10 protein-coding genes are annotated in these 13,433 nt (G+C 59.8%); 5 read left to right on the top strand and 5 right to left on the bottom strand.

Annotation, left to right across the window (positions count from 1 at the left end):
• Complete coding sequence (locus G9X67_RS08125) at positions 1-1,131, top strand: DUF2333 family protein (protein ID WP_138330354.1); 1,131 nt, start codon at positions 1-3, stop codon at positions 1,129-1,131.
• An 11-nt stretch (positions 1,132-1,142) separates the two neighbouring features.
• Here G9X67_RS08125 and G9X67_RS08120 read toward each other — a convergent pair whose 3' ends face one another.
• Together G9X67_RS08120 and G9X67_RS08115 are read right to left on the bottom strand one after the other, a co-directional pair.
• Entirely contained in the window at positions 1,143-1,604 is a 462-nt protein-coding gene (locus tag G9X67_RS08120) for a PAS domain-containing protein (protein ID WP_171598465.1), read from the bottom strand.
• A 46-nt stretch (positions 1,605-1,650) separates the two neighbouring features.
• A complete protein-coding gene (locus G9X67_RS08115) occupies positions 1,651-2,376 on the bottom strand; it encodes a helix-turn-helix transcriptional regulator (protein WP_138330685.1) in 726 nt (241 codons plus the stop codon).
• 479 nt (positions 2,377-2,855) lie between these two features.
• Here G9X67_RS08115 and G9X67_RS08110 point away from each other — a divergent pair, with 479 nt between their 5' ends.
• Positions 2,856-4,538, top strand: a complete 1,683-nt coding sequence (locus G9X67_RS08110; RefSeq protein WP_171598464.1) for a hypothetical protein — start codon at positions 2,856-2,858, stop codon at positions 4,536-4,538.
• 83 nt (positions 4,539-4,621) lie between these two features.
• Here G9X67_RS08110 and G9X67_RS08105 read toward each other — a convergent pair whose 3' ends face one another.
• Entirely contained in the window at positions 4,622-5,152 is a 531-nt protein-coding gene (locus tag G9X67_RS08105) for a TIGR00645 family protein (protein ID WP_138386903.1), read from the bottom strand.
• A 258-nt stretch (positions 5,153-5,410) separates the two neighbouring features.
• Here G9X67_RS08105 and G9X67_RS08100 point away from each other — a divergent pair, with 258 nt between their 5' ends.
• Complete coding sequence (locus G9X67_RS08100; RefSeq protein ID WP_171598463.1) at positions 5,411-7,090, top strand: formate--tetrahydrofolate ligase; 1,680 nt, start codon at positions 5,411-5,413, stop codon at positions 7,088-7,090.
• On the opposite strand, the gene G9X67_RS08095 is transcribed toward G9X67_RS08100, so the two are convergent.
• Complete coding sequence (locus G9X67_RS08095) at positions 7,069-7,296, bottom strand: hypothetical protein (RefSeq protein ID WP_138386905.1); 228 nt, start codon at positions 7,294-7,296, stop codon at positions 7,069-7,071. The genes G9X67_RS08100 and G9X67_RS08095 overlap by 22 nt on opposite strands.
• 87 nt (positions 7,297-7,383) lie before the next feature.
• Positions 7,384-8,526, bottom strand: a complete 1,143-nt coding sequence (locus tag G9X67_RS08090; protein ID WP_246705379.1) for an extensin family protein — start codon at positions 8,524-8,526, stop codon at positions 7,384-7,386.
• A gap of 79 nt (positions 8,527-8,605) precedes the next feature.
• On the opposite strand from G9X67_RS08090, the gene G9X67_RS08085 reads away from it, so the two are divergent.
• Positions 8,606-10,861, top strand: a complete 2,256-nt coding sequence (locus G9X67_RS08085; protein ID WP_171598461.1) for a TonB-dependent hemoglobin/transferrin/lactoferrin family receptor — start codon at positions 8,606-8,608, stop codon at positions 10,859-10,861.
• Positions 10,862-11,125: 264 nt separating this feature from the next.
• Positions 11,126-13,315, top strand: a complete 2,190-nt coding sequence (locus tag G9X67_RS08080; RefSeq protein WP_138330362.1) for an anthranilate synthase — start codon at positions 11,126-11,128, stop codon at positions 13,313-13,315.
• The last annotated feature ends 118 nt before the right edge of the window (positions 13,316-13,433 follow it).

Genomic DNA, 13,433 nt, shown 5'->3' with positions numbered 1-13,433 from the left:
ATGCTTGACCGGATAGCCGGTTTTTTCAGGCTGATCGGCCAGACGATCGGCCGCTGGGCCCGCCTTTTTTCCGCCTGGGCCTTCTGGCCCTTTCTTGCCGCGCACGGCTGGTATCAGCGCCGGAGCTGGATGATCCGGCTGCCGGTCATCGCTTTCGTGGCGCTGCTGGTCGTACTCTACGGTTATTTCTTCTTGCAGACGCAGGTCTGGACGAATTTCAACCCCGCCTTCGTCGATCAGTACCGGCTTTCCGAACGCAAGGTTGCCGCCGGGCAGGAAGTGCCGGCCGCCGAGAGCGCCAATGCGACGGCGCCGAAGACCTGCCAACGCTCGGCGATCGTCGACGTCGCGGCCGATCTGACCGATTTCAATGTCAACCAGAACGCATGGATCTCCTCCATGCTGCTTTACAAGATGGGCTTCTTCGGCATCGACTGGGATCACACCCCCTTCCTCGACAACAAGGCCTCTTTCCAGCGCGGCATCAACCAGGCGGTCCGGCGGACTTCGGCGGAGCTTGTCGATACGCTCGGGCGTGTGCGCGGCACCTCGGGCATCAACAACGACCTGCAGAGCGCGCGCGGCAATCTGCAGTTCGACGAAAACAGCTGGTATTTCGGCCTCAACCCCTTCGGGCCGAAGACGCCGACGCCCTCCTATTACCGCTCGGCGATCGGCAGCCTGCGCAAATTCAACACCGATCTCGCCCTCTGCAACGTCGTTTTCGACGGCCGCGCCGACAATCTGATGCAGTTCATCGACCGTATTGCCAACGATCTCGGCGGCACCTCCGACATGCTCGCCGAGCGCTCGGAAAACCACAATCGCGGCTGGTTCGATACACGCGCCGACGACCGGTTCTGGTTCGCTTACGGCCAGCTCTACGGCTATTACGCGATCATGGCCGCCGCCCAGGCGGATTTCTCGCAGGTGCTGGCGGAACGCAATCTCGGAGCGATCTGGGGCGGGACCATGCGGCAGTTTCAGGCGGCGCTGCGCATCCAGCCGGCGATCATTTCGAACGGGCGCGAAGACGGCTGGATCATGCCGAGCCATCTCGCCACCATGGGCTTCTATATTCTGAGGGTGCGCTCGAACCTCGTCGAGGTCCGCTCGGTGCTCGACCGCTAAAACGTCTGGAGTCAGCGGGGTTTCGTGTTGTCCTCGAAGCCGACGACGCGCAGTTTCTCGACGAATTCATAGGTGATGCCGACGATGCCGCGGCCGCTTCCATCGTTTCGGAAGCGGCCGACGCTACGCACCAGCTTGTAGCCGCCAAGCCGGTTGTCGACGCGATAAACGAAATGGAAGCCGACGCCGTGAAGGCTCGCCTCTTCGAAGGTTTGGGCGATCAGGCTGCGGTCCTCCTCGTGGATGCGCGACATCAGCTCTGTCAGGTTGACAGGGCCGTCGCTGTAGGAGAGTCCGAAGATCGCGTGGACATCCTCGCTTGCAAAGAAATGTCCGGTCTCGATGTCGATGCGCCAGAAGCCGAAAAGACGATAGGCAGCAAGCATCTGGACGACTTCCGCATCGGTGATGCCGATGTGGGCGCGGGATTGTTCTGTCTTGTCAATAACGGGCTGTTCGAAGTGAAGAGGCACGATTCCCCCAGATCACGGGACGACGTGCCGACTCTCTTCTGATTCCTCAGTTGATCAGCTTCAATCGAATTGCCTTAGCTACCAACTGGGTCCGGTTGACGCAATCGAGTTTTTTGATCGCGTTCGTCATATAGGCGTTCACCGTATGATCCGAGAGCGTGAGGATCTGACCGATTTCGATCGAGGTCTTGCCCTGGGCAGTCCAGCGCACAACCTCTAGTTCTCGAGTTGATAGCGCGTTATGCGCGCATTCCTCGTTGCGTTTGACTGCATTGTATGCATCGAGTGCATGGAGAATGATCATTGCCAGCTCGTTGATTTCGCTCTGGCCGAGTGCGGCGCGCTCGCCGCAGAACCAAAAGACCAGACGCTGGCCGTCGGCTGCAATGGTCGGCATGGCAACGCCTGCTGGTATGGCATGGCGCAGCATCAGGGCACGAAGTTCGGCGGGGAAAGCCTGACCATTGGAGGCGTCGTTGAGGTGCCAGGCCGGCGGCACGGCAGACGCTCTTAACCTTACGCCGAAAGGGCAGCCGCGCATCATGTGGGCGCGGTCGAAATCCCTGACATAGGCGGCCGGAAGCGAGCTCTCGATCAGCAGGGGTTTCAAGAGAAGATCTTCCGGGGAGGGGGCGTGCATCAGCGTCGCATGCGACAATCCGAAGGCTGTAGAGACCCTGCCAAGCGCCTGTGCAAACAGGTTGCGCGTTCGTGCGGTCGAAAGTTCTGCCGAAAGCAATGACTGTCTTTCAGAGGTAGTCATGTAAGACATTTGTACGCCCCCGGCAGCCCCAATGTTACCGCTATCAAATACAGAAAATCGGCGGGATGCTAGCCCCAATTGACCTAACGCAAGCTGATTCATTCGAATTGTGAAAAATTAGCCACGGCAATTCGCGCTTCGGTTGAGTTTCGACTTGCGAAAATAGCGTAGCGGTACCTTAGAGTTCTTTCATGGCGGCACAGCAATGGTCTTGCGCAACCGGGCAAGGAGAGAATCACTTGGGAGAGTTTCGGGGAGAGCTCGGGTCTCTCCGGCACGGGCGCAAAGGCGGTAGACCGGCCTACCTGCAGCACTTTGCGCGGGAGCAAGTGAATTGCGTGAAGGCCGCCGCAGCGGGTCGCCATGTCAGCCTGATTGGGGTGAGAGAACAGAGATAAGAAGGGATGGTAGCAGGCGGCGAAATCCGACTTGCTGCCAGTCAAGCCAATTGCTAAGCGTATGCTCAGTACAACTGAGGCAATTTAATCGTGCGCTTTGCAATTTTCTTTTTGGTGAAGTGTCTATTTTCCAGATTGTTACTTGTTTTTCTCCTTTTGACCTTGCCGATCGGCGCGGCAACCTCGCAGGCCGCCGGGGAGAAGAAGGCAGTGCATCCCCCGATGAATTTCATCCTCGTGCGTAGTCTCCTCTGCCAGGAAAACTGTCCGGAATGGATATCGGCGGAGGGGCGCATAACGTCCGATACGCCCGCGCGGCTGAGAAAAATACTCAAGAAGATCGGCGGCCGTAAATTGCCTGTCGTTTTCCGTTCGGAAGGCGGCGACGTCGATGCCGCCTATGCGATGGGCCGGATGATCCGCAAGGCCGGGCTGGAAACGGCGGTCGGCGGCACGCGGCTCAAAGATTGCCCGGTTGGGGATACGCGCTGCCAAGCCGCTATTGCCAAGGACGGTAGCGCGGTCGGTTACACCTATTCGTCCGGTGCATACTGCTTTTCTGCTTGTCCGCTGGCGTTGGCGGGCGGTGTGTCGCGTGTCTCGTCGCAATGGGCCTTTATCGGCGTCCACCAGATCACGACCGTCTACAACAAGGTGCGTGTTTCCTATCGCATCGAATACAAGATCGTGAACGGCAAGAAGAAGGAGATCTCCCGCAAGGAGGTTGGACGCAAGGTGGCGGGGCAGGGCAGTTCCACCAAACTTGGAAAGAAGGCTACCGCTGCTTTGACGGCCTATTTGAAGGAAATGGGCGTCAGCGAAGATGTGATCGGTCTGATGATGAGCGCCACGCCTGACAACATCAATATCGTACCGGCTACAGAGGCACTTCGAACAGGTCTCATCACGGACATGTTGTCCTACAATGAGTGGCCCGGTATGCCGCTCTGCGCCCCGGATGCAGTGGCAGAGACTGTCTGTCATAGCCATCCGGTAGCCGAAGCCCCTGTGGTGGCTAAGGCGCCTGTCCCTCAAGCCCCCGTGCAGGATGCGGCCGCAGAGACAAGCGAGAAACTGCCAAAAACCCAGCCGATGGACTTCCTCCTGATGTCCAATGGCAACTGCCGGGAAGAGTGCACGCAGTGGATTTCTGCGGACGGAGACATCACGCCGGATACGCCGGCTCGGCTGAAGGCGATGTTGACGACGCTCGGCGAAAGAAAGCTGCCGATCGTCCTTCAATCTAATGGCGGGGACATGGATGCGGCTTTCGCGATGGGGCGTATGATCCGTGCTGCAGGTCTGGAGACCTCGATTGGCAGAACGCTGTTGCCCAATTGTCCAAAGTTGGATCCGCGTTGCAAAGCCAGCATCGCCAAAAACGGATGGACCGAGGGCGAAGTCTTTGCCGGGCGGGCGTACTGCCTTTCGACCTGTACTCTTGTCCTGATGAGCGGAACGTCGCGGCTTGTCGGATATTCTGCGATCGGCGTCGTTAGGCCCACAACGACTGAATATACGACATTTTTCGCTTATTTCGACGAGATGGGCGTCAATGCCGAGACATACGGGACGATGATGCCCGCCACATCAACCGAGCGAGGAAGGATCATACTTCCTACTGAGGCGCTCAAGCTTGGCATCATTAATGGTATCATCCCTTATGATGAAGAGCCCGGCTTGCATGTCTGTGGGCCGGAGGCGAAGGAAAGCCTTCGATGCCCGCGAAAAGCTGAGGCAGAGATCGCTCCTGTCGCTGCTTCGGTCAATTGATCTCAGGGCGCGAAAGAGCAGAGCTCGGCGTTTTGCGTGGGGCTTCTGTTTGTTCAAGCGCCGAAGGCGCCTCGTGCCGCCTGTCAGTCCTTATCCTTCAGATCATTTTTCGACGTGACGCTCATCAGCTTCTCCAGGAAGCCGAGCATGACGGCGGAGGCGACGAAGGCGAGGTGCATGAAGGTCAGCCACATGATCTTGCCGTCCGCATATTGGTCGGCGTTGAGGAAGACCTGCAGCAGATGGATCGAGGAGATGGCGACGATCGAGGAGGCGACCTTGATCTTGAGGCTGCCTGAATCGAGTTTGCCGAGGAAGGAGACTTCGCTGTCGGTCTCGTCGACCTCGTCGAAGCGGCTGACGAAATTCTCGTAGCCGGAGATCATCACCATGACGATCAGGCTTGCGACGAGGGCCGCATCGATCAGGCTGAGCATGGCAAGGATCATCCCAGCTTCGTCCAGTACGAAGACGCTGGCGGCAATCTTCAGAAGCTTGTAGCCGAAGGAAACGGCATAAACAGCGAGCGCCAGCACCAGGCCGATATAGAAGGCCACGAGGATCCAGCGGCTCGACAGGATGATCCGCTCGACGAAGATTTCCAATGCTTTCATGTCTTCACCCTAAGAAGCCGCAATCGTTGACCGCCACATAAACGCCTAGCGCATCGACCCGAAAATCGAAACCGATTTTCGGGTCGATGCGTAGATTCAAAGTGTTACAGCGTCCTTTGCGCGTCTGAAAAGACGCGCGGCGCTGTAAGCGTGGCGGCCGCAAGGCGCAGCGCTATTCACACCCCGCCGATATTTCGCTATCTCGATGAAGAGAAAACAACGACTCCGCTCCCGCGGGGGCCGGACGGGGGAACATCCATGCCATCAATCAAATCCGATATCGAAATCGCGCGCGCCGCGGCCAAAAAGCCGATCTTCGAAATCGGGGCGAAACTCGGTATTCCGGTCGAGCAACTCGTTCCCTATGGTCACGACAAGGCGAAGGTCAGCGCCGAGTTCATCGCCGCGCAAGCGGGCAAGAAGGACGGCAAGCTGATCCTCGTCACCGCGATCAATCCGACACCGGCGGGCGAGGGCAAGACGACCACCACCGTCGGGCTCGGCGACGGGCTGAACCGGATCGGCAAGAAAGCCATAGTCTGCATCCGCGAGGCCTCGCTCGGTCCGTGCTTCGGCGTCAAGGGCGGGGCGGCCGGCGGCGGTTATGCGCAGGTCGTGCCGATGGAAGACATCAACCTGCATTTCACCGGCGATTTCCATGCGATCACATCGGCGCACAATCTGCTGGCGGCGATGGTCGACAACCACATCTATTGGGGCAACGAAGAGAATATCGACATCCGCCGCATCACCTGGCGGCGGGTCATGGACATGAACGACCGGGCACTCAGAAGCATGGTTTCATCGCTCGGAGGCGTCGCCAACGGTTTCCCGCGCCAGGGCGGGTTCGACATCACCGTCGCCTCCGAGGTCATGGCGATCCTCTGCCTTGCCACCGATCTCAAGGATCTGGAGCGGCGGCTGGGCGACATCATCATCGGCTATCGTTTCGACAGGACACCGGTCCATGCGCGCGACCTGAAGGCCGACGGCGCCATGGCGGTGCTGTTGAAAGATGCGATGCAGCCGAACCTGGTGCAGACGCTGGAGAACAATCCGGCCTTCGTGCATGGCGGGCCCTTCGCCAATATCGCCCATGGCTGCAATTCGGTGACTGCGACGAAGACGGCGCTGAAGCTCGGCGACTATGCGGTGACGGAAGCAGGGTTCGGCGCCGATCTCGGAGCGGAAAAATTCTTCGACATCAAGTGCCGCAAGGCGGGGCTGAAGCCGGATGCGGCAGTCATCGTCGCGACCGTCCGGGCGCTGAAGATGAATGGCGGGGTGAAGAAGGACGATCTCGGCACGGAGGATGTCACGGCGCTGAAGAAGGGCTGCGCCAATCTTGGCCGACACGTCGCCAATGTGCGCCGTTTCGGGGTGCCCGTCGTCGTGGCGATCAACCATTTCGTCTCGGATACCGACGCCGAGATCGCGGCGGTCAAGGAATTCGTCTCGAGGCTTGGCGCCGAGGCGATCCTCTGCCGCCACTGGGCGCTGGGTTCGGCCGGCATCGAGGAACTGGCGCACAAGGTGGTGGAACTGGCCGAATCCGGGCAGGCGAAATTCCAGCCGCTATACGGCGACGATCTTTCGCTGTTCGAGAAGATCGAGATCGTCGCCTCGAAGATCTATCACGCCGGCGAGGTGACGGCCGATAAGGCGGTGCGCGACCAGTTGCAGACATGGGAGGAGCAGGGTTACGGCAAGCTGCCGATCTGCATGGCGAAGACGCAATATTCCTTCTCCACCGATCCGAACCTGCGCGGCGCGCCGGAAGGCCACATCGTCACCGTGCGAGAGGTGCGGCTTTCGGCGGGAGCGGGCTTCGTCGTCGCCATCACCGGCGAGATCATGACGATGCCGGGCTTGCCGAAATCACCCTCGGCGGAACGGATTTTCCTGAACGACCAGGGTTATATCGAGGGGTTGTTCTGAGCCGGTGACGGCTTACCAAAGCGCTCGACCAGATGTTGCTGCCGACGCTTTTCAAAGTCCGGATCGATGAACAGCCAGATGAAAAGGCTTTGCAGCGTGCCGATGAACAACATTCCTATGGCAAAGAGCCAATGTAACTCACCGGTAAAAATGAATCCGATAGCGGCAACCAGGAGAACCAGGATCACGTTCCCAATGATCTTCATATGCTGCTGGCCTCTTCTACAAATTGCAGCTTCGATTTGGGTATTTCGCGGCTCGATTCAAGCGGGAATCGCAAGCTACTGAAATGACTAGTGACAGTAGCGATAGCCGCCCTTCCTCTCGATCACGTCGAGATGGAAATGCGTCTCATGGGCGGCGTCGCTTTCGGGGTCGAGGACGGTGGTGAAGTAGAGGCAGCCGGCGGCGCTGACGGTGCGCTGGAAGGCGCCGGTCAGCGTCGGATCCTCGCGGCGGGAGCGGACGGCGACATCCTCGCCCTTTTCGAAGTGGAAGCTCGCAATATCGATGGCGTTGCCGCGGGCATGCTCGGAGATCTTGCCGGTTCCGGCGCCGTTGCGCAGACGGCACATATAGGACGTTGCCTGGTTGACGGTGGTGATGCGGCCCTGCTCCGGCAGGGCGGCGGAAGCCGCCGGGATGACGCTGTCCTTCATCCAGCGGGCAAGGGCGAGTGCCGCCGGGCAGCGCATCGTCGCCTCCGGCTTCAGCCTGATGCCGGGCAGGGCTTCGGAGACGATGATCGGCTTGTCGATGCCGCAGCCGTTGCCGTCGTCGATGCGCTGCGTGTCCTTGAAGACGACACCCAGGGACTGGAGTGCGGCCGTGCATTCGGCATGTTCCGCATCGCTTTCGGGTTCGATCGTCAGGTGTTGCTCTTCCAGTGTCTGCTCGCCGGGCGGCTTACCTTCTTCCGTCGGCGGCTGCGAGCTATCGGGGCTACCTGGCGGCCGCGGCGGACCTTGCATCGGCTCTGCCGACCCGGGCTTTGAGGGTGCGGCCTGCGGCGTTGGCGGCGGGCTCGATGCCGGTGCCTGCGGATCGTTTACATCGGGCTTCGGCTGCGGGGCCGGGACCTCTTCAGGCTTGGGCGGTTCTGCCTTTTCCGAAGAAGGGGAGGCGGAGCTGGTCGCCTGTCCGGCATCTGGCCGAGGTTCGGGCATTGGGCCTCGCGGGGGCAGGCGGGCGCCGGCAAGAAAGGCGGTAGCAGCGAAAAGGATCGCCAATATCGAAAGTTTTCTCAACGCGTCCGATTCCTCGTATCCGTGGCCAAAGACAACGCATGAGGGCGGTTTTCGTTGCAATTGTGCAACGTGATTGAAGATCGCTAAAACTTGATAGATATATTCAACATAAAACGAGGACTTATGTTGACAATGCTCCTCATGTTTTTTATGCGGCGAAAAGAAGGCGGAATTCTTCTTCGTCTTCATCCATAAAAGCCCAGCCAGCCCCTCGAGCGTGCGAACGCCACGACCAGCCAGCCCGGTAGTCATCATTAGAGGGTAGGTTATGATCGTCCGGCATTGGCGCTCGGTTCTATTGGTTTGCACGGCAGCCACAGTTGTTCTTCCCGTTTCGCAGTCTTTCGCGCAAAGCGCTCCGGCAACGGCGCCGCAAGCCACGGCGGAGGACAGCACCGTCCTGCAGAAGATCGTCGTCAAGGGCAAACGCGTGGCGCCGGGCAGCGTCGCCGATACGCCGCTTGCCACCGAAATCACCGCCAAGCAGCTCGAAGAAAAGCAGGTCACCAATTTCGACGATATCGGCCGCAGCGTCGATGCAGGCGTGAATTATTCACGCGGCGACGCGGGCTTCAACCTGCGCGGCCTTTCCGGCGCTCGCATCCTGACCACCATCGACGGCATTCCGATCCCGTATATTTCGAATAGTTCGCGCCAGGGTGCCTTTGCGCCGGCCAACGCCAACGGCGGCGGCGACACCTTCGATTTCGATTCACTGTCCTCGCTCGATATCGTGCGCGGTGCGGATTCGAGCAAGGGCGGTTCCGGCATACTCGGCGGCGCCATCGTTCTCAATACGCTGGAGCCGGAGGATCTTATTCCCGAAGGCCGGGATTGGGGTGCGATCGTCAAGTCGACCTATGACAGCGAAGACCGCAGCATTTCCGGCTCGGCCGCCGCTGCCAAAAAGATCGGCAACACGTCGATCCTCTTTAAGGGCGGCTACCGCAAGGGCCATGAACGCGACAATATGGGCGACAATGATAGCTACGGTCGTTTCCGCACCGAGGCGAATCCGGCTGATTTCGATCAGAACAACCTGCTCTTCAAACTGCGCCAGGAGCTGGAAGGCGGCCATCGCATCGGTTTGACTGCCGAGCGTTTCCGTCGTGATCTACAGACCGATCTGCGTGAACAGCAGGGTACCGGCCGTACTTATATGATCGACAATTATGATGGTCGCGAACTGCGTGATCGCGATCGTGTATCGCTCGATTATGATTATGAAGCGCAGTCTTCCGATGCGTTCTTCAGCAGTGCGCGTGCCACGCTCTATTGGCAGGATTTGAAGAAGGAAGCCGGTAGCAGGGGCCGTACGGCCGCGAATGTGGTCTATGGCCGTAACAACGAGATTGAAAACGAAACCTGGGGCTTCAGTGGCACGGCAACGAAGGATTTCGAATATTCTGGTCTCAGCCACTCCGTTCGGGTGGGCCTCGACGTCGGCGTTTCGAGCTGGAGCCAGTATAGCTGGGCCCTTTGCCCGACATCGACGACCTGCCCGTCGCTGAACAATCAGGCGGAAGTGCCCAATGTCGACAGCCAGAATCTTGGGCTTGTTGTCGAAGACAAGATCGAAATCGGCAATACCGGCTTCGCGCTGACACCCGGCTTCCGCTTCGACTGGTTCAACTACAATCCCTCGACCGGCGGGAGTTTCGCAAGCAATACCGGGCTTACGCGTTTCGGGGACCTGAACGACCGAACGGAAGCCGGCCTGTCGCCGAAGATTCTTGCGACATACGAGCTGACGCCTGACGTGCAGCTCTACATGCAGCTGGCAGTCGGGTTCCGGGCACCCACAGTGGACGAGCTCTACAGCCGCTTCTACAACCCCACGGGCCGCTACGCTCAGCTCGGCAATCCCGATCTGGAACCGGAAATCGGCCGCGGCGTCGAAATCGGCGCCAATTTCGACACAGGCGATTTCACCGGCAGGGTCGCAGCTTTCCACACTCGCTACCAGAACTTCATCGAAACGGTGCGGACCTTCGACGCCACGGCCAACTTTACGGAATTCAACTACACGAACGTGTCTGCTGCCACGATCTCCGGTATTGAAGCCAGCGCCGCCAAGACATTTAATAACGGCATAAATCTGCATGCGTCACTTGCCTATGCATATGGCAGAAATGAAGAAACCACTCAGCGCCTACGCTCGGTGGCACCGTTCAAGGCGATCGTCGGCGGCGGCTGGAGCAACGAGAATTTCGGCTTCGATCTTTCTTCGACGCTGTCGGCGGGCATGCTCACCGACCATCTCAAGACGCCCATCACCAACACCGCCGACACGACCTTCGATGCGCCCGGCTACGCAATCGTCGACCTGACCGGCTGGTGGACGCCGGAACAGGTGCCGGGTCTGCGCGTGCAGGCAGGCGTCTACAACATCTTCGACCAGGAATATTTCAATGCGCTTGGCGTGCGCGAGGTCAACCTCAGCTCGGCGACGGCGTCACAACCGCGCGATTGGTATTCCGAGCCGGGCCGCACATTCAAGGTGTCGCTCACGAAGACCTTCTGATGCCAGTTGAGCCTTCAAGGCTGGGGAGGGGCGGCTTTCGGGCTGCCCTTTTTCAATCCCGCATTCGCCTCTTGCGCAATCGCTGATCTCAGGCTAACAATTTTTCATGATCAAGTCCTTGAACATTGCTGTTTGGTGGTGGGTTCGCTAAGGCGGCCTCGACCAATCGTGTCCAAAGACGACGAGTGAGCCGCCCGAAACTTCGAGGCGGCTTTTTTTGTTTATGGCCGCCTGTCGTCCGGGCCCCGATAACGGAGTGGAACAATGGTAACGATCCTGCGGGATGATGGTGCGGAAATCTACGAGACCAAGGGCGGCATTACTGTCACGCGGCAGCGGCGGGCGATCCCCTACGGCGATGCGGTCTCTTCCTATGTCGACAAGCTCGACGAGCGCCGCGGCGCGGTGTTTTCGTCGAACTACGAATATCCGGGCCGCTATACACGCTGGGATACCGCCGTCGTCGATCCGCCGCTCGGCATCTCCTCATTCGGGCGCGACGTCTGGATCGAGGCCTATAATGAACGCGGCGAGGTTATCCTCGGCTTCGTGACCGAGCGGCTGAAGACCGTGTCCGACATCGTGCTCGGGACTTCCTCGGCTCGCCGTCTCGACCTCACCGTCAAGACGCCGGACCGGGTGTTCACCGAGGAAGAACGCTCGAAGATGCCGACGGTCTTCACGGTGCTGCGCGCCGTCACCGACCTGTTTTATTCGCAGGCAGATGCAAGCCTCGGGTTCTATGGCGCCTTCGGATACGACATCGCCTTCCAGTTCGATGCGATCGATCTGAAGCTGACGCGACCCTCCGACCAGCGCGACATGGTGCTCTACCTGCCGGACGAGATCCTCGTCGTCGACAACTACGCCGCCAAGGCCTGGGTCGACCGTTACGACTTCGAAAAAGACGGCGTGACGACCGAGGGCAAGGCCCAAGATATCGCAGCGGAGCCCTTCAAACACACGGATGCCATTCCGCCGAAGAGCGATCACCGGCCGGGCGAATATGCCGAGCTCGTCACCAAGGCAAAGGAAAGTTTCCGCAAGGGCGACCTTTTCGAAGTCGTGCCCGGGCAGAAATTCATGGAGCGCTGCGACAGCAAGCCGTCCGACATTTCCAAGCGGCTGAAGGCGATCAATCCGTCGCCCTATTCCTTCTTCATCAATCTCGGCCATCAGGAATATCTGGTCGGCGCCTCGCCCGAAATGTTCGTGCGCGTTTCCGGCCGTCGCATTGAGACCTGCCCGATTTCGGGCACGATCAAGCGCGGCGACGACCCGATCGCCGACAGCGAGCAGATCCTGAAGCTCCTGAATTCCAAGAAGGACGAGTCCGAGCTCACCATGTGCTCGGATGTCGACCGCAACGACAAAAGCCGTGTCTGCGAGCCGGGTTCGGTCAAGGTGATCGGCCGCCGGCAGATCGAGATGTATTCGCGCCTCATCCACACGGTCGACCATATCGAGGGGCGGCTGCGCGACGACATGGACGCTTTCGACGGTTTCCTCAGCCACGCCTGGGCCGTCACCGTCACCGGCGCCCCGAAGCTCTGGGCGATGCGCTTCATCGAGAGCCATGAAAAAAGCCCACGCGCCTGGTATGGTGGGGCGATCGGCATGGTCGGCTTCAACGGCGACATGAACACCGGCCTGACGCTGCGCACCGTGCGCATCAAGGACGGTATCGCCGAGGTGCGCGCCGGCGCGACGCTGCTCAACGATTCCATTCCTGACGAAGAAGAAGCCGAAACAGAACTGAAGGCCTCTGCCATGCTTTCCGCCATCCGAGACGCCAAGACGGGCAATTCCGGCAGGGTCCAGCGCGATGTCGCAAGCGTCGGCAAGGGCGTCAGCATCCTGCTCGTCGATCACGAAGACAGCTTCGTCCACACGCTCGCCAATTACTTCCGCCAGACGGGGGCGACGGTTTCGACCGTGCGCACGCCGGTGCCGGAGGAAGTTTTCGACCGGCTGAACCCGGACCTCGTCGTGCTGTCGCCCGGACCCGGAACACCGAAGGATTTCGACTGCAAGGCGACGATCAAGAAGGCACGGGCGCGCAACCTGCCGATCTTCGGCGTCTGCCTCGGTCTGCAGGCGCTCGCCGAAGCCTATGGCGGGGAACTGCGCCACCTGGCGCTGCCGATGCACGGCAAGCCCTCGCGCATCCGCGTGCTGGAACCGGGCATCGTCTTCTCCGGCCTTGCCAAGGAGGTGACGGTCGGCCGCTACCACTCGATCTTCGCCGATCCCTCGACGCTGCCGCGTGAGTTCATCATCACGGCGGAAAGCGACGACGGCACGATCATGGGTATCGAACACGCCAAGGAACCGATCGCCGCGGTGCAGTTCCATCCGGAGTCGATCATGACGCTCGGTGGCGATGCCGGGATGCGGATGATCGAAAATGTCGTGGCGCATCTGGCGCGCAAGGTGAAGACGAAGGCTGCCTGAGGATTGCGACGGTTATTCGGCCTGCCCTTTCCCCGACTGCGGGGAGGGGCAGGCCGTTTTCGAAAGGCCGGTTGACTTCTTCAGAGAAATCAGAACATTTCAGGAACGATCAATCGGG

Origin of the sequence: Rhizobium sp. WYCCWR 11152, from assembly GCF_013087615.1 — a bacterium.
In the GTDB taxonomy this organism is placed as follows: Bacteria; Pseudomonadota; Alphaproteobacteria; order Rhizobiales; family Rhizobiaceae; genus Rhizobium; species Rhizobium indicum.
This window is presented reverse-complemented; position numbering and strand designations above follow the sequence as displayed.

Coding starts and splice junctions, on each gene's coding strand:
- G9X67_RS08125 (WP_138330354.1), top strand. CDS start 1: ATGCTTGACCGGATAGCCGGTTTTTTCAGGCTGATCGGCCAGACGATC.
- G9X67_RS08115 (WP_138330685.1), bottom strand. CDS start 2,376: ATGTCTTACATGACTACCTCTGAAAGACAGTCATTGCTTTCGGCAGAA.
- G9X67_RS08105 (WP_138386903.1), bottom strand. CDS start 5,152: ATGAAAGCATTGGAAATCTTCGTCGAGCGGATCATCCTGTCGAGCCGC.
- G9X67_RS08100 (WP_171598463.1), top strand. CDS start 5,411: ATGCCATCAATCAAATCCGATATCGAAATCGCGCGCGCCGCGGCCAAA.
- G9X67_RS08095 (WP_138386905.1), bottom strand. CDS start 7,296: ATGAAGATCATTGGGAACGTGATCCTGGTTCTCCTGGTTGCCGCTATC.
- G9X67_RS08090 (WP_246705379.1), bottom strand. CDS start 8,526: ATGAAGACGAAGAAGAATTCCGCCTTCTTTTCGCCGCATAAAAAACAT.
- G9X67_RS08085 (WP_171598461.1), top strand. CDS start 8,606: ATGATCGTCCGGCATTGGCGCTCGGTTCTATTGGTTTGCACGGCAGCC.
- G9X67_RS08080 (WP_138330362.1), top strand. CDS start 11,126: ATGGTAACGATCCTGCGGGATGATGGTGCGGAAATCTACGAGACCAAG.